The 16,841-nt window shown below is 73.1% G+C and carries 9 protein-coding genes; 2 read left to right on the top strand and 7 right to left on the bottom strand.

The annotated features are described in order from the left end of the window. Window positions 1-427: 427 nt before the first annotated feature. The 3 genes from ACSU53_RS11915 to ACSU53_RS11925 form a co-directional block, all read right to left on the bottom strand. A complete protein-coding gene (locus ACSU53_RS11915) occupies window positions 428-2,155 on the bottom strand; it encodes a serine/threonine-protein kinase (protein WP_437027154.1) in 1,728 nt (575 codons plus the stop codon). Window positions 2,156-2,575: 420 nt separating this feature from the next. Then, complete coding sequence (locus ACSU53_RS11920) at window positions 2,576-5,494, bottom strand: protein kinase (protein ID WP_437027156.1); 2,919 nt, start codon at window positions 5,492-5,494, stop codon at window positions 2,576-2,578. A 343-nt stretch (window positions 5,495-5,837) separates the two neighbouring features. Continuing rightward, entirely contained in the window at window positions 5,838-8,033 is a 2,196-nt protein-coding gene (locus tag ACSU53_RS11925; protein ID WP_437027158.1) for a serine/threonine-protein kinase, read from the bottom strand. A gap of 172 nt (window positions 8,034-8,205) precedes the next feature. On the opposite strand from ACSU53_RS11925, the gene ACSU53_RS11930 reads away from it, so the two are divergent. Continuing rightward, a complete protein-coding gene (locus tag ACSU53_RS11930; protein ID WP_437027160.1) occupies window positions 8,206-9,249 on the top strand; it encodes a serine hydrolase domain-containing protein in 1,044 nt (347 codons plus the stop codon). A gap of 490 nt (window positions 9,250-9,739) precedes the next feature. On the opposite strand, the gene ACSU53_RS11935 is transcribed toward ACSU53_RS11930, so the two are convergent. After that, on the bottom strand, window positions 9,740-11,446 hold the full coding sequence (locus tag ACSU53_RS11935; RefSeq protein ID WP_437027161.1) for a glycerol-3-phosphate dehydrogenase/oxidase: 1,707 nt from the start codon (window positions 11,444-11,446) through the stop codon (window positions 9,740-9,742). A gap of 276 nt (window positions 11,447-11,722) precedes the next feature. Here ACSU53_RS11935 and ACSU53_RS11940 point away from each other — a divergent pair, with 276 nt between their 5' ends. Then, window positions 11,723-12,931: a nucleotide sugar dehydrogenase gene (locus ACSU53_RS11940; protein ID WP_437027163.1), complete on the top strand. Its 1,209-nt coding sequence runs from the start codon at window positions 11,723-11,725 to the stop codon at window positions 12,929-12,931. 236 nt (window positions 12,932-13,167) lie between these two features. Here ACSU53_RS11940 and ACSU53_RS11945 read toward each other — a convergent pair whose 3' ends face one another. From ACSU53_RS11945 to ACSU53_RS11955, 3 genes are all read right to left on the bottom strand, one after another. Further along, window positions 13,168-14,292 (bottom strand): GuaB3 family IMP dehydrogenase-related protein, encoded by a 1,125-nt coding sequence (locus tag ACSU53_RS11945; protein ID WP_432055045.1) that lies wholly within the window; start codon window positions 14,290-14,292, stop codon window positions 13,168-13,170. A 129-nt stretch (window positions 14,293-14,421) separates the two neighbouring features. After that, window positions 14,422-15,927 (bottom strand): IMP dehydrogenase, encoded by a 1,506-nt coding sequence (gene guaB / locus ACSU53_RS11950; protein WP_437027165.1) that lies wholly within the window; start codon window positions 15,925-15,927, stop codon window positions 14,422-14,424. 159 nt (window positions 15,928-16,086) lie between these two features. Beyond that, the gene (locus ACSU53_RS11955; RefSeq protein ID WP_164338721.1) at window positions 16,087-16,674 is read right to left on the bottom strand and encodes a sigma-70 family RNA polymerase sigma factor; all 588 of its coding nucleotides are present in this window, start codon (window positions 16,672-16,674) and stop codon (window positions 16,087-16,089) included. Between the last annotated feature and the right edge of the window lie 167 nt (window positions 16,675-16,841).

A 16,841-nucleotide genomic window follows, 5' to 3' on the forward strand; every position in this document is an offset into this window, starting at 1 on the left:
CGGCGCGTGTGCCCGCGGTGCGTGCCGGGCGCGTGTGTCCGCGGTGCGTGCCGGGCGCGTGTGTCCGGCGGTGCGTCCGATGCGTTGCGCGTGCGGGGCGCCCGGCGCCGGCCCGGCGCGGCGCGGGAACCGAGCGGACGAGCCCTTGCCCGTTGGCGTGTGGCGGTTGGCGGTTGGCGGTTATGGGTTGGCGCTCGGCCGTTGTCCGTCGCCCGGGAAGCGGGGCGGGGGGCCGGGCAGCCGGGGCCGGACGGCCGGGGCCTCCGCGAGACGGCGAGTCGGTGTTCAGGGCTCGCGGCGCGCGTGACCGCAGAGGCAGGCGGAGCCGAGCCCGCCCCTGCGGACGGCCGGGAGGAGGCCCCTGGGGTCCGACGGGTCGCTGACGCGGGGCCGCCGGGACCGTCGGGCGCCGCGTTCCCTCAGGCCCTCAGCGCTCGCGCCAGCCCTTGAGCACCGTCTCGAACTGAGCCCGCGTGGTGTCCCAGTCCTCGGCCGGCCCGGCCATGTAGAGCGCGTACTCGACACCGTCGCGCGCCAGGTACATCTGGTCGACCGCCCGGTACGGGCCGGGGAACTCGGTGTCCTTGGGCAGCGCCGTCCAGGTGTACTCCAGCCGGGCCGCGTCGCGGTCCCGGTAGAGGAGGCGCCGCAACCCGGTCCGCCGGTAGTCGACCAGCCGTTGTCCTATCTGCTGGTCCAGGTCACTCAGATGCTCGTAGGGGTCGTCGAAATCCGGTGAGTCGTCGACGGCGATGCGCAGGAAGTGCTTGCCGCCGTCGGGCGTGTAGTCCACCTGGCGGTTGTTCCCGTCCGGTGCGACGCGCTCCCAGTCGGCACCCGGGAGGACGACGCTGAACCCGAACGGGTCGGTGCGGCGCACCCAGCCCGCCGGGAGGCCGCCCGGCGACCCCGTCTCCTCCGCTGCCTCGGCCGCCGGGGAGGCGGACGACGCGGCGGACGCCCCGCCGCCCGGCCGGCCGTTGTCACCCCGCTGCTGCAGGACCACCGCGGTGCCTCCGCCGATGATCGCCGCCAGCGCCACCACCAGCGCGACCATACGCCGCCGTCCCCCTCGGCGGCCGCCGCCTGTGACGGCGGTACCGGGAGCGCTCGCGGTGTGCGGGACGGTGTGCCCCGCGGCCCGCGGCCCGCCACCGGGCCCCGGCCCGGGCCCGGGACCGGGACCCGGAGCACCCGGGCGGGTGGGGGCGGGGGCGGGAACGGCCGTGGAACCGTGAGCGGCCGGCAGTGGCGCGGCGGTGTCCGGCCGCGTGCCGTGCCCGGGCGCTCCCGGCGGGGTGACGGGCCGAGTCGGTACATATGCCTGCGCACCGTCCGGCCGGCGGCCCTCCGCGGCGTCGACGAGCATCTCCTCGGCACGTTCGGCGTCGGGCCGGGCGGCCGGATCCTTGCGGAGGAGGGCCGCGATGACGGGGAGGAGGGGCCCTGCGTGGCGGGGGTCGTCGACGTCCTCCTCGACGATCGCCTGCATGGTCGTCAGCGGCGAGGTGCGCCGGAACGGGGACCTGCCCTCCACCGCCGTGTACAGCGTCGCCCCGAGAGCCCACAGGTCGGAGGCGGGGCCGGGGTCGTGGCCGCGGACCCGCTCGGGCGCCAGGTAGTCGACCGAGCCGACCACCTCGCCGGTCCGGGTGATGGCCGTGTCGCCCTCGATCTGCGCGATGCCGAAGTCGGTGAGCAGCACCCGGCCGTCCCGGCCGAGCAGCACGTTGCCGGGCTTCACGTCCCGGTGCAGCACTCCCGCCCGGTGCGCGGCGCGCAGGGCGCGCAGCACCCACAGGCCGATGCGCGCCGCCTCCCGCGGTTCGACGCGCTCCTGTTCCTCTACGGCGTCCGCGAGCGAACGCCCCTCGACCAGCTCCATGACGATCCACGGCCGACCGTCGTGCTCGAGGACATCGTGCACGGTGACGACGGCGGAGTGGTTGATCCGCGCGGCGGCCCGTGCCTCGGCGCGGGTGCGGGCCAGCAGCATGGCCTGCTCGCTGTCGGAGACGTACAGCGCCGCGGTCAACTCCTTGATGGCGACCGACCGGTGCAGCACCTCATCGCGTGCCCGCCACACCCGGCCCATGCCACCGTTGCCGATGGCCTCGCCGAGCCGGTAACGGCCCGCGACGAGTCGGCCCTGCATCTGATTCACGTTGCCCCGCAATGGTCTTGACAGGGTCAGCGTAAGGATCTAGTCCCCTCCTGGGAACCGACGAGGTACCAAGGAGACCGCACTGTGACGGTTGTCGCGATACGCCTCACCGGGCAACCGAAGTGCGGGAAAATCCGTCCGTGGGCCTCTCGTTCCACGGCCGGCCGTAGGTCGGTCCCCGTCGGTCGCGAACATCGGTTCCGGCACGTCGGTCCGTGTCCGGCCGTTTCCGTCAGTCGGTGACCGTCAGCGTGCCCGTCAATCCAGGGCCATCAGTCCGTGACCGCCGCTCCGGGACCGCCGCTCCGGGACCGCCGATCCGGGACCGTTGATCCGGGACCCTTGTCCGTGACCGCCGGTCCGTGCCCGGCCGTGCGGGACCGCCAGTCCGTGACTGTCAGTCCGTGACTGTCAGTCCGTCGGCTGGTAGGTCGCCGAGGCCTGTTCGAAGTGCCGGGTCACCTCGTCGCGCCGGCTCTCGGGTCCGCGTACCTGGACCACGTGGTAGCGGCCGTCGATCAATGCCGCGAGGTTGCGGACGTAGAGGTCACCGCTCGACCCGGTCCAGGTGAACTGTCCCTCGGCCATGCTCCGTCCACCCACCTCGATGCTTTTCAGCCCGGTCGACGTGGCCCAGCTGGAGTCCCGGTACGGCTGGAGTTCCCGCTCGGCGTCCCGCTGGTAAGCCATGGGGTCGCTGCCGTACCGGGCGGCGCTGTCCCGGCCCGGCACGACGATGAGCTCGAAGTCGCCCTGGGAGTAGACGACCTGGCCGCTGCCGTTCTTCGCGGTGCGCGTCCAGCCCTCGGCCACGGCGATCCGGAAGCCCTCGGGGTCCTTGCGCAGCGTGAAGCCCTCGGCCACCTCCGGGCCCGTGGTCTGGGTCTCCGCCGAGGGCGCCGACTCCTTGTCGCCGCCCGCTGCCCCGCCGTCCTCTCCGTCGTCCGACGGCTGCGAGGAGCCCGGTCCCGCGGAGGCGTCGCCACCGGCGTCCGGCGGTCCCGGTGTCGCGCCGACGGCGCCGGTGCGGTCGGTCGCCGCTCCCCCGGTGTCCTCGCCCGCCTTCGGCATGAAGAGCATCGCGTAGGCGATCGCCGCGGCCATGCCGAGCAGCACCAGTAGGAGCAGGGTGCGCCCCAGGCGCCGGGGCGAGCCCCTCTTCTCCCTGCTCCGCTTGTGCCGTGCCTGCTGAGCGGGGAGTCCCGCACGCCGCCTGCGCACCAGTTCGCCCCGGCGCCGTATGACCGGCAGCCGCCGGGCGTCCACGGGCGGCGCGGTGATGACGTTGACGCCCGCCTCCGGCTCCGGGGCCGACCGCACCAACGAACGCAGCCAGCCGCGCAGTTCCTCGACGTCGCTGCGCTCGGTGGGATCCTGCCGCAGCAGCGACTCCACCACCGGCCGGAGCGGCCCGCACTCCTCGGCGAACGCCGGCGGCTCCGCGCACACCATCTGCACCAGTTCCGCCGTCGACTCCTCCGGGTAGGGGGCGTGCCCCTGCACCGCCCGGAACAGCAGCGCACCCAGCGCCCACAGGTCCGTCGCGGGACCGATCGGGGCGGCCAGCTGCCAGTTCTCGTGCACCGGACCGGCCTGCTCGGGCGCCCACCGCTCCGTCACCGGCCCGACCACGGCCATCCGGGCCTGGCGCGCCCGCTCGGCCGCCAGGGCCGTGGTGGGCCCACCTCGGGCGGGGGTGCGGGCCACGAGGTCGTCCCAGCGGGCCGTGTCCGGTGTCCCGCCCGTCGCGGAGGTACCGGCGGCCGGACCGAGCGCCTGCGCGGGTCCGGCTCCGGGGGCCAGGGCAGCGCGTCCCGGTCCGGTGGCGTCGTCGCCGGAGGCGGCCGCGGTGCCGAGATCCTCGCCGGCGCCCGGTCCGGCGGCGCCGGGGCGAGGGGCCGCGCCTCGTCCCGGTCCGGTGGCGTCGTCGCCGGAGGCGGCCGCGGTGCCGAGATCCTCGCCGGCGCCCGGTCCGGCGGGGCCGGGGCGAGGAGCCGCGCGGTGCCACCCGGTGGCGCCGACACCGTACGGGTCCGCTATCTGCCCCGGCGGAGCGGCACTGCCCGCGGAGGCAGGCCCGCCCTCGGGGGCGGGACGGGCACCCGGCAGCGCCGTTCTGCCGGTCTGCTGGGCCTCCTGCACCCTGGCGGCGGCCCGGGCTCCCGCCCGGTAGGCGGCGATGGCACCGGCGCGGGCCGCCCGCACGTCGCCCGCCCGGTCCAGAGCCCGCGGGGCGGTGGCGGAGGGAAGCCCGTGGGCCGGGTCGGCACCGGCGGCGGGCAGCCGGCCCGCCCGCGCCTCGATGGCGGCCCGCCGTGCGGCGTCGGGATCCGTGCCGGGATGGGGTCCGAGGGCGGGGTCCGCGGAGAAGCCGGGCGGCCAGGACGGCCCACCGCCCGGCCCGCGCCCCTCGGTGTGCTCCGGGCCCACCCGACGGCCGGGCCCCGGAACACCAGGGATGCCGGCAGCGCCGGGGACGCCCGGACCTCCCGCCACACCGCCGGGATGCATCGCTGCGCCCCCGGGCATCACCTGCGTCAAACCGTGCGGCATCCCCGGAGTGCCGGCGACCGGTGTCCCTGCGACGGGCGCTCCCGGGACGGGCGGCCCGGTGACCGGTCCCCCGAAGGTCCCCCCGGGACCGTCCGGCCGCGGCCCGGCCCGGCCGGGTTCCGCACCCGGCTGCGGGTCATCCGCCTCGGCCTCCGGAACAGGGTCGTAGCCGCACAGCGCCTCTTCCGCTGCGCCCACCGCGAGACCGGTGAGCACCACCCGGCCGTCGTCGCAGACCAGCACGGTGCGCGCGGTGATGTTGCGGTGGACCCAGCCGTGGGCGTGCAGCACCCGCAGCGCCATCAGGACGTCGGCGGCCACCTCCGCCGCCCGGTACGGCGACAGCGGCTTCTCGGCCAGCAGGGCGGACAACGGACGGGCAGGCACCAGCTCACTGACGACCCACAGCGAACCACCCTCCGCGAACACGTCGAAGACCTGGTCCAGCCGCGGATGGTCGGGGATCGCAGCCGCCGCTTGCGCGGCCTCGACCGCGCGGCGCACCACCGGGTCCGCCGGCCGCCGCGTGCCCGTACGCGCGGAGGAACGCCCGGACGGGCGCCGTACACCACCGTCCCGGGCCGTGAAGCCGTCGGGCAGCCCTTCGGCGTCGAGCACCTCCGCCTCGACCACCTCGGGCAAGGGGACCTGCCTGACCAGCACTTCCTGACCGCTGTAGGTGTCGAAGGCCCGCGTCTCGGTCAGTTCGTACTCGTCGGAGGGCGGCAGGGGCAGGCGGTAGCGGTCGGCGAGAACACGTCCCGCGTATTCGTCCACGATGCCTCCCCCGGCGGTACGGTCGGTCAATTCCGTTCGTACGGCGGACCATTCCCGCTGCGTACGGTCCGCAAGCACTCACGATACGTGCCGGAGGCAACCCGCAGAGCGGGGATGCCACATCTGCCTCCCCATTCCGGGAGCGGTTCATGCCTGGGACGCCACATGAGCTGTGGCTCCGCCGTGGTCCAGGTCGCCCGGACCTCGCCGTGCACCGTGCCGTGGGCGGTGTGCGCTGTGTGCTGTGCCCCGTGGACTGCGGGCTGCGGGCTGCGGGCTGCGGGCTGCGCCGAGACTGCCGTGGCACGCAAGGGCAGTCCGGCGGCTGCGGCGCGACGCCGTGTCAGGACTTGGGCTGGAAGGTCTCCGTGAGGGTCCGCCACGTCGTCTCACGCCGGTCGCCGTCCCAGTCACCTGCCTTGGCGGTGTACATCAACGCGTAGCCGACCCGGCCGTCGACGACGAATCCCCGGTCGATGGTGCGGTACTTCGTGCCGCCCTCGGAATACGTGAATTCCCAGTCGGCCGCGTTCCAGCCTCGGTAGTCCACCTTCTCTATACGAATCTGCCGGTACTGCGAACGCCGCATGAAGCGTTCCTGGTTCTTCCAGTCCGCGACGGGATCGCTCTTCGGCGTGGAGGTCCAGGCGACGAGGAGCTTCTGGCCGTCGGGGCCGGTGAACCGGTCGCCCGCGGCACCCGTCGAGACGTACTTCCAGCCCGCGGGCAGCCCGATCGAGTAACCCTGCTTGCCCTGGTGGGTCCGGTCCACCGCGACGTCACCGGCGTCGTCGCCCGCCCCGTCCTCCTTCCCGCCCTCGTCACTGCCGTCCTCGTCCTGGCCGGCCCCTGGGGCGTCGTCCTCCGCATCGTCGCCGGCGTCCTGTTCGGCACCGCCCGGGGAACCGTTGGGCTGGGCGCTGTCGTCCTCGTCGCCCTTGGTGCTGGCGCTGGGTGTCGCGCCGGCCACCGTCTTGTCACCGGTGCCGCCCTTGGCGCCGCCGGTGTCCTCGTCACCGCCGAGGGTCAGGGCGAGGACGGTGCCGAGCACCGCGAGCGCCACGACCACCGCGATGATGATCAGCGTCCGCCGTGGTACGACGTCGGTCAGCGGCGCGCGGCGCACCGGCGTCGGTGGAAGGTCCGGAGGCGTCATCACGGGCCACCCCGAACTCCGCCCGCCCGTACCGTCCTTCGCCTGACGCTCCGCACCGGCAGGGTGCCCGGCGCCCGACACCGACGCCGCTCCCGGAGCGGAGGCGGAGGGGGAGGGGGAGGGGGAGGGGGAGGGGGAGGGGGAAGCGGAAGGTGAGCCGGAAGATGGTGAGGGCGAGGAGGCGGACGGGGACGCGGACGGGTTGCCGGCCGGAACAGGCGGCGCAGTGGGAGAGGAAGCGGCTGAGCCTGCTGACGCCGTGCGGGCGGCAGGCGCGGCCGGTCCACCCCGCTCCCGGGGGCCCGGAACAGCGCCCGAGCCCGAACTCGGGGCACTCCCGTCGGACTTGGCGCGCCCAGCGAGGGCGGCACCGGCCGCCCCTGCCGCGGCAGCCACCTTGCGCATGGAACTGAAGGCGCCCCGCAGCCGCTCCCCGGGTTCCTCGCCCCGCTCGTCGGCCCGCCCACCGATCTGCTCGGGCAACGGCACGACCTTGGTCGCGTCCGCCGGTTCGGCCTCACCGCGCGGCGCGGGCGCGTGGATGACCGAGTTCAGCATCGCCCGCGCCCCGGCGTCGTCGAGCCGCTGCGCGGGGTCCTTGGTCAGGAGCCCGTGGATGACGTCCCGAAGAGGCCCGGCGTTCTTCGGCTCCTCGAGCGGCTCCGTCATGACCGCCGTGAGCGTGGCGATCGCGGACCCCTTGTCGTACGGCGGCGCCCCTTCCACCGCCGCGTACAGCAGTCCGCCGAGCGACCAGAGATCGGCGGCCGGCCCCGGCTTGTGGCCGCGGGCCCGCTCCGGGGAGATGTAGGAGGGAGCGCCGACCAGCATGCCGGTGGAGGTGATGGACGGGTCGCCCTCGACCTGCGCGATGCCGAAGTCGGTGAGCACGACGCGGCCGTCCTCGGCGATCAGCACGTTCGACGGCTTGACGTCCCGGTGCAGAATGCCCTCACGGTGTGCGGACCGCAGGACGTCCAGCACGGCGAGGCCCACTTCGGCGGCCCGCTTGGGCTCCAGCAGGCCGTCCTCGCGGATGACCTCGGCGAGCGACTTGCCCTCGACGAGTTCCATCACGATCCAGGGCCGGTCGTCCTCCTGGACCACGTCGAAGACGGTCACCGCACTGTTGTTGCGGATCCTGGCGATCGCCTTGGCCTCGCGCAGGGTCCGCGTGATCAGCCGGCGCTTCTCCTCCTCGTCGATGTTCGACGGGAAGCGGAGCTCCTTGACGGCGACGGTCCGGCCCAGGGTTTCGTCCTCGGCACGCCACACCGTCCCCATGCCGCCGCGGCCGAGCACATCTCCCAGCCGGTACCGCCCGGCGAGGAGGCGTGCGCTCTTGTCCTGACGAGATGTCCCCGCCCGCTCCGGCTCCGACATGCGTCCCCTCATGCAACCCGCCCTGACAGAGCCTTCATTGTCCCTCACCCGACAAGTGCCCGACGCCCAGGGTGTCCGGGCCCGGGCCTCCGGCCCCAGAGGATCACGGCCCCGGATGAAGGCCGCGTAAAGGCGCCTTGCATGATGTGCATCCGACCAGGGAGGAACCGGGATGCCGTCATTGCGCAGGCTACTGGCCGTTCCTGTGTCCCTGGCCCTCTTGGCGATGGCACCGGCCGCGTCGTCGGCGCCGGCGGACCCGCCCACGGACGCGCTCCTCCCCCTGCTGGTCACCGGGGGCGAGGCGCCCGCCGCGGCCCTCCTGGCGAAGGAGGGGAGCGGGTACCGCTATGCCGACGCCGGACCCGGTGTGGCGCGGTCCGACCACTTCCGCGCCGGGAGCATCACCAAGACCTTCGTCGCGACCGTGGTGCTCCAACTGGCCGAGGAGCACCGCCTTTCCCTGTCCGACACGGTGGAGGAGCACCTGCCGGACGTGGTGCGGGGAGCCGGCAACGACGGCCGCGCGCTGACCCTGCGTTCTCTGCTCAACCACACCAGCGGCCTCCACGACTTCGCCGCCGACACCCGAGGAACGATCCCTCTCACTCCTCGTCAGTCCATACGTCTGGCACTCACCCACCCTCCGGCCGATCCCGGCCGTTACTCCTACTCGAACACGAACTACGTGCTGCTCGGCGAGGTCGTCGAACAGATCACGGGCCACTCCTACGCCGCCGAGGCCGAGCGGCGCATCATCGCTCCGCTGAGTCTGACGGGCACCTCCTTTCCGGGATCCCGCACCTCCCTTCCCGCGCCGCACGGCCGGGCCTACGCCGCCGACGGAACCGACGTGACCGAACTCGACCCGCGGGTGGCCGGAGCCGCAGGTGAGTTGGTCACCACGCTCGCCGATCTGGACCGCTTCTACTCGGCCCTGCTCAGCGGTGAGTTGCTGCCCCCGCGCTGGATGCGCGAGATGCTCGACACCCGTGCCGCACACGGCTCGTACGGCTTGGGCCTGTTCCCCGAGGAGCTGCCGTGCGGGACCACGGTGTGGGGACACAACGGCCGGATATCCGGCAGCTACGTGCGCACCGCGGCCACCGTCGACGGCCGGCGTGTCCTCACCCTCCGGGTGAACACGGACGCCATAAGCGATCCCGGTCTCGAGCCCGCGATGCTCGCCGCCGAGTTCTGCCCCCGCACCTCGTAGAACGACCCGGTTCCGAACGAAGATCCCGGATTCCTGCACTCGTTCGAGTGAACCGGTGCGCCCGTCCCAGCGCGGCCGGGGCCCCGCCGGCAGCCCGGCACCCCCGCAGCCCTTCATGCTGGGCCGACCAGCCCGGACCGGCGCGTACCCGAGCCACCCCGTGCAGGCCCCGTCAGGCGGCGTGCAGGCCCAGTCAGGCGGTCCGCCCTCACAGCACCACGCATCCCGCCGTCCGCCCCACCAGCACAGGGGCGGACGCGCACCCGCCCGCCACCCGGAACGGACGCCCCGGAGCCGCGATCACCCACCCGAACGGACGCCCGGTGCCCACAACCCGCCACCCCAGCCGGCACCCCGAGTCCACAACCAGCCACGTCATCCGGCGCCCCGAGCCCACAACCACCCACCCACCCCAGTCGGCGCCCCGAGCCCCTGCCCCACCCGGGCGAGGCAGCCCCCCCGTCCCGGGGCACCGGCGCGAGCCCAGCCGCTACCGGGGAACGATGTCCGGCGCGCCCAGCCGCGCCGCGTCCGCCGTGAGGTCGTCGGGCTGCCGCTGCGACTCCCGTTCGGCCTCCACCCGCTTCTCGTAGTGCTGCACCTCGCGCTCGACCTGGTCCTTGTCCCACCCCAGGACCGGCGCCATCAGCTCCGCCGCTTCCCGGGCACTGCGTGTCCCCCGGTCGAAGGTCTCGATGGAGATGCGGGTGCGGCGGGTCAGCACGTCGTCCAGGTGCCGCGCGCCCTCGTGGGAGGCGGCGTAGACGATCTCGGCCCGCAGGTAGTCGTCGGCGGCCTGCAGGGGCTCACCCAGTGCCGGGTCGGAGACGATGAGGTCCAGGACCTCCTGCGCCGTCGAGCCGTAGCGGTTGAGCAGGTGCTCGACGCGCACGGGGTGCACCCCGGTCCGGGCGGCGATCCGTGCCCGGGCGTTCCACAACGCCCGGTAGCCCTCGGCGCCCAGCAGCGGTACATCCTCCGTGACGCAGTCGGCGACCCGCATGTCGAGGCCGTGCACGGCCTCGTCCACCGCGTCCTTGGCCATGACCCGGTAGGTCGTGTACTTGCCGCCCGCGATCACGACGAGTCCGGGCACGGGGTGCGCCACCGTGTGCTCGCGGGACAGCTTGCTGGTGGCGTCGGACTCACCGGCCAGCAGCGGTCGCAGACCGGCGTACACACCCTGCACGTCGTCCCTGGTGAGCGGCACCGCGAGCACCGCGTTCACGTGCTCCAGCAGGTAGTCGATGTCGGCGCTGGACGCGGCCGGGTGGGCCTTGTCGAGGTCCCAGTCGGTGTCGGTGGTCCCGACGATCCAGTGACGGCCCCACGGGATGACGAACAGCACGGACTTCTCGGTGCGCAGGATGAGGCCGGTGGTGGAGTGGATGCGGTCCTTGGGGACGACCAGGTGGATGCCCTTGGAGGCCCGCACGTGGAACTGCCCGCGCTCCCCCACCATCGCCTGGGTGTCGTCGGTCCACACGCCGGTGGCGTTGACGACCTGCTTGGCGCGGATCTCGTACTCTCCGCCCCCCTCCAGGTCCTGGACCCGGGCGCCGACGACGCGTTCACCCTCCCGGAGGAAGCCGGTGACCCGTGCGTGGTTGGCGGCCATCGCCCCGTACGAGGCCGCCGTGCGCACCAGCGTGGCCACGAAGCGGGCGTCGTCCACCCGCGCGTCGTAGTACTGCAGCGCGCCGACCAGGGCGTCCTTCTTCAGGCACGGGGCCACGCGCAGGGCGTGACGGCGCGTCAGGTGCCGGTGCACGGGCAGGCCCCGGCCGTGTCCCCGGGCCATGGACATGGCGTCGTAGAGCGCCACGCCCGACCCGGCGTACAGCCGCTCCCAGCCCTTGTGCTGCAGCGGGTAGAGGAAGGGCACCGGCTTCACGAGGTGCGGAGCGAGCTTTTCCAGGAGGAGTCCCCGCTCCTTCAACGCCTCGCGCACGAGGGGAAAGTCCAGCATCTCCAGATACCGCAGCCCGCCGTGGATCAGCTTGCTGGACCGGCTGGACGTGCCGGACGCCCAGTCGCGCGCCTCGACCAGACCCGTGGACAGACCACGCGTCGCGGCGTCGAGCGCCGTGCCCGCGCCCACCACGCCTCCGCCGACCACCAGCACGTCCAGCTCGCGCTCGGCCATGGATGCGAGTGACTCGGCACGTTCCGCCGGCCCCAGTGTCGCTGTCCTCACTGCTGCCTCCCGCTCATCGGTCGCGTCGGCCGCACCCGTCGGGCGAAGCCCGGTTCTTCCCCTCCCTCATGCCCAAATTCTGCCCGCGATGCCCGACTTCAGCCACCACGGGCCGATGACCTGTGGACAACGCCGGAGGACGACTCTCCGAAACTCAGCCGATCAATCCCGCATATCGGTCATATTTACTCCTAGTCTGACATTGCGCTCGCCCGTCCTGTCCACCGGGCTTGCGCACCTGTCCCACTTCGGCTATCGGGAAGGACGGTCCACGCCATGCCCGCAGATCTCGCCGTCATCGGTCTCGGCCCGTACGGCCTGCCGACGGCCCAGGCCGCCGTCGCCGCAGGCATCCCCACCATCGGCTACCGGACCGGGCCCGAGGCGGGCTCCCTCAGCCCCGCAGAGCTGCGCCGCATGCTCGCGCAGGGCTTCCGCGTGACCGCCGGCCCCGCCGAGCTGGGCCGGGTGCGCACGGTCCTGATCTGCGCGCCGGCCCCGCGCGGCGCCGACGGCGAGCCGGACCTGTCCCAGGTGGAGGCCGCCGCCCGCACCCTCGCTCCCCGGCTGCGTCCGCACACCACGGTGATCCTGGAATCCCCGGTGGTGCCCGGAACGACGGAGGGGTTCATCCGGCCGCTCCTGGAGCAGGGGTCGGGGCTGCGTGCCGGCCGCGACTTCCACCTCGCCCACTCCCCCAGCCGGGTCGACCCGGGCAACCGTGACTTCACGCCCGCGAACACCCCCAAGGTCATCGGCGGCCTCACCCCCGCCTGCACCGAGTCCGCCGCCGCCTTCTACGGCCGGCTCACCGACAAGGTCGTCCGGGCGCGCGGGCTGCGTGAGGCGGAGACCGTGCAGCTGCTGGAGAGCACCTTCCGGCACGTGAACATCGCCCTGGTCAACGAGATGGCCGTCCTCTGCCACGACCTCGGCGTCGACTTCTGGGACGTCATCCGCTGCGCGGAGACCAAGCCCTTCGGCTTCCAGGCGTTCCGCCCCGGCCCGGGCGTCGGCGGGCACGCCGCTCCCCACAGCCCGACCACCGGTACCGGCCGCACCCTGCGGATGGCCGAACTGGCGCAGCAGGTCAACAACGGGATGCCCGGTTACGTCGTCCAGCGTGCCGCCGCCCTCCTCAACGAGCACGGCAAGTCCGCGCGCGGTGCACGGGTGCTGCTGCTCGGGGTCACCTACAAGGCCGATCTCGCCGACCAGCAGGGAAGTCCCGCCCGGGAGATCGCGGTCCGGCTGATGGAGCTGGGGGCCTCGGTCAGCTACCACGACCCCCACGTCCCCTCGTGGAGCGTCCTCGGCCGCCCCGTCCCGCGAGCCGACTCCCTCTACGAGGCGGCGGCCGACGCCGACCTGACGATCCTGCTCCAGCAGCACCGCACCTATGACCTCCAGGGCCTGTCGGTGAAGGCACAGCTGCTGCTGGACACGCGCGGCGCGACCCCGACGGGGGCGGCGCACCGCTTGTGAGAGGGGCCGCCCGACGAGCGCCACGCCCTCGCGGCCTCTTACCGCTGCCGCTGCCTCTGCCACTGCCACTGCCGCTGCCACTGCCCACGCGCTCCGCGGGGGCCCGCCCCCATGCGCCTCCCGCGTCGGAGGGTTCCGGCACCGCCCCGCGCCCTCCTCCATGACGAAGGCCGGCCGCCCCCGTCGTGGGGGCGGCCGGCCTTCGTCGGCGTGGGCGGCGGAAACGCGCGGCGTCGTTACCGCTTGTGCTCCGAGTCCGCGACCGTGACCTCGACGCGCTGGAACTCCTTGAGCTCGCTGTACCCGGTGGTCGCCATGGCGCGGCGCAGGGCGCCGAAGAAGTTCATGGAACCGTCCGGGGTGTGCGAGGGGCCGGTGAGGATCTCCTCGATGGTGCCGACCGTACCGAGGTCGACCTTCTTGCCGCGCGGCAGTTCCTCGTTGACGGCCTCCATGCCCCAGTGGTGGCCCTTGCCGGGGCCGTCGGTCGCCCGCGCGAGCGGGGAACCCATCATCACGGAGTCGGCACCGCAGGCGATCGCCTTGGGCAGGTCGCCGGACCAGCCGACGCCGCCGTCCGCGATGACGTGCACGTACCGGCCCCCGGACTCGTCCATGTAGTCGCGACGGGCCGCGGCCACGTCGGCCACCGCGGTGGCCATCGGCACCTGGATGCCCAGCACGTTGCGCGTGGTGTGCGCGGCGCCGCCGCCGAAGCCGACGAGGACGCCCGCCGCGCCGGTGCGCATCAGGTGCAGGGCGGCCGTGTAGGTGGCGCAGCCGCCCACGATCACCGGCACGTCGAGCTCGTAGATGAACTGCTTGAGGTTCAGCGGCTCGTGCGAGCTGGAGACGTGCTCGGCCGACACGGTGGTCCCGCGGATGACGAAGATGTCGACGCCCGCGTCCACCACGGCCTTGGAGAACTGGGCGGTGCGCTGCGGGGAGAGCGCGGCGGCGGTCACGACGCCGGAGTCCCGCACCTCCTTGATGCGCTGCCCGATCAGCTCCTCCTTGATGGGGGCGGCGTAGATCTCCTGCAGGCGGCGGGTCGCCGTGTCCGCGTCGAGGCCGACGATCTCGTCGAGCAGCGGCTGCGGGTCCTCGTGGCGCGTCCACAGGCCCTCGAGGTTCAGCACACCGAGGCCGCCGAGCTCGCCGATGCGGATCGCCGTGGCCGGCGAGACGACCGAGTCCATGGGAGCGGCCAGGAACGGCAGCTCGAAGCGGTAGGCGTCGATCTGCCAGGCGATCGAGACCTCCTTCGGGTCCCGCGTACGGCGGCTGGGGACGACCGCGATGTCGTCGAAGGCGTACGCCCGGCGGCCGCGCTTGCCGCGCCCGATCTCGATCTCAGTCACGTCTGTGGCCTTTCCCTGATGCGTTGCAGCGCCTTCCAGTATCCCCGACGGTGACGACGGCCACCGCCCCGGACGTACGGCGAGGGCGGCCCCGGATCCGTCCGGAGCCGCCCTCGCCTGAGACGGCCGCTACTGGCGGCTGTAGTTCGGTGCCTCGACCGTCATCTGGATGTCGTGCGGGTGGCTCTCCTTGAGGCCCGCGGAGGTGATCCGGACGAAACGGCCGTTGTCCTGCAGCTCGGGCACGGTCCGGCCGCCGACGTAGAACATCGACTGGCGCAGGCCGCCGACCAGCTGGTGGACGACGGAGGCGAGCGGGCCCCGGTAGGGGACCTGGCCCTCGATGCCCTCGGGGACGAGCTGCTCGTCGGAGGCGACGCCCTCCTGGAAGTAGCGGTCCTTGGAGAACGACTTGCGGTCGCCGCGGGTCTGCATGGCGCCGAGGGAACCCATGCCGCGGTACGACTTGAACTGCTTGCCGTTGATGAACATCAGCTCGCCGGGGGACTCCTCGCAGCCGGCGAGCAGCGAGCCCAGCATGACCGTGTCCGCGCCGGCGACCAGGGCCTTGGCGATGTCGCCCGAGTACTGCAGGCCGCCGTCGCCGATGACCGGGACACCGGCGTCCTTGGCGGCGAGCGCGGCCTCGTAGATCGCCGTGACCTGCGGAACGCCGACGCCGGCGACGACGCGCGTGGTGCAGATGGAGCCGGGGCCGACGCCGACCTTGATGCCGTCACAGCCCGCGTCGACGAGGGCCTTGGCCCCGTCGCGGGTGGCGACGTTGCCGCCGATGACGTCGACGCCGGAGGAGTTCGACTTGATCTTGGCGACCATGTCGCCGACCAGCCGGGAGTGGCCGTGCGCGGTGTCGACGACGATGAAGTCGACGCCCGACTCGATCAGGGCCTGGGCGCGCTCGAACGCGTCACCGGCGACACCGACCGCGGCGCCGACCAGGAGCCGGCCCTCGCCGTCCTTCGCGGCGTTCGGGTACTGCTCGGCCTTGACGAAGTCCTTGACCGTGATCAGGCCCTTGAGCACGCCGTGGTCGTCGACCAGCGGCAGCTTCTCGATCTTGTGCCGGCGCAGCAGCTCCATGGCGTCCGTGCCGGAGATCCCGACCTTGCCGGTGACCAGGGGCATGGGGGTCATGACCTCGCGCACCTGGCGGGAGCGGTCCGTCTCGAAGGCCATGTCGCGGTTGGTGACGATGCCGAGCAGCCGCTTGTTGCCGTCGGTGACGGGGACGCCGCTGATGCGGAACTTGGCGCACAGCGCGTCGGCCTCGGCGAGCAGGGCATCGGGGTGGATGGTGATCGGGTCGGTGACCATGCCGGACTCGGAGCGCTTCACCAGGTCGACCTGGTTGGCCTGGTCCTCGATGGACAGGTTGCGGTGCAGGACACCGACGCCGCCCTGGCGGGCCATCGCGATCGCCATGCGGGACTCGGTCACCTTGTCCATGGCGGCGGACAGCAGCGGGATGTTGACCCGCACGTTCCGGGAGACGTACGAGGCGGTGTCGATGTCGTCGGGCGCCATGTCCGACGCGCCCGGCAGCAGCAGCACGTCGTCGTAGGTCAGCCCGAGTGTCGCGAATTTTCCGGGCACTCCGTCGACGTTGGCAGTCATGACACCTTCCCCAAATGGCCTTGATCGGTGCGGATGCCCATGCTAACGGGAAGGACGGGTGGCTCATTCCACGATCAAGCAGGGCTCCGGTCTTCGTATGTTCGTACGGGTCCGCTCCGCTGCCCGTTCAGGGGCCGAAGAGGCGGCCGCGGTGCAGGGTTACTGCTCGGCCAGGGCGCGCAGTCTGCTGAGCGCACGGTGCTGGGCGACCCGGACGGCGCCGGGTGACATTCCCAACATCTGACCGGTCTCCTCCGCCGTGAGGCCGACCGCGATGCGCAGCAGGAGCAGCTCGCGCTGGTTCTCGGGCAGGTTGGCCAGCAGCTTCTTGGCCCATTCGGCGTCACTGCTGAGCAGGGCACGCTCCTCCGGCCCCAGCGAGTCGTCGGGGCGCTCGGGCATCTCGTCGGAGGGCACGGCCGTCGATCCGGGGTGCCGCATGGCGGCCCGCTGCAGGTCGGCGACCTTGTGCGCGGCGATGGCGAAGACGAACGCCTCGAAGGGGCGCCCGGTGTCCTTGTAGCGGGGCAGCGCGAGCAGCACCGCGACGCAGACCTCCTGGGCGAGGTCCTCGACGAAGTGCCGGGCGTCGCCCGGGAGGCGGGACAGCCGGGTGCGGCAGTAGCGCAGGGCCAGGGGGTGGACGTGCGCCAGCAGATCATGGGTGGCCTGCTCGTCGCCGTCGACCGCGCGATGGACGAGCGCACCGATCGCCCCCTGGGCAGTGCCCGCCTCGTCGTCGCGCATCGGTCCATGGTGCCTTGCGGCCGTCGGGTCCGCGGCACCGCGTCCCTGGTTGTGCACCGAAGCGTTATGAGCAGGTGCGCCGAAACTCATCCCTTGCGCCCTCCCCTTCCGCTCGACCGACCCGTCCCCGAGGAACTCCACACCTCAAGGATGCGTCATCCGCGGCG

It is taken from the genome of Streptomyces sp. enrichment culture (assembly GCF_964273255.1).
GTDB lineage: Bacteria > Actinomycetota > Actinomycetes > Streptomycetales > Streptomycetaceae > Streptomyces.

Bases quoted from the DNA above. Each gene is read 5' to 3' on its own strand.
- ACSU53_RS11940 (WP_437027163.1), top strand. From the start codon at position 11,723: ATGCCCGCAGATCTCGCCGTCATCGGTCTCGGCCCGTACGGCCTGCCG.
- ACSU53_RS11930 (WP_437027160.1), top strand. From the start codon at position 8,206: ATGCCGTCATTGCGCAGGCTACTGGCCGTTCCTGTGTCCCTGGCCCTC.
- ACSU53_RS11915 (WP_437027154.1), bottom strand. From the start codon at position 2,155: ATGCAGGGCCGACTCGTCGCGGGCCGTTACCGGCTCGGCGAGGCCATC.
- ACSU53_RS11955 (WP_164338721.1), bottom strand. From the start codon at position 16,674: ATGCGCGACGACGAGGCGGGCACTGCCCAGGGGGCGATCGGTGCGCTC.
- guaB (WP_437027165.1), bottom strand. From the start codon at position 15,927: ATGACTGCCAACGTCGACGGAGTGCCCGGAAAATTCGCGACACTCGGG.
- ACSU53_RS11925 (WP_437027158.1), bottom strand. From the start codon at position 8,033: ATGTCGGAGCCGGAGCGGGCGGGGACATCTCGTCAGGACAAGAGCGCA.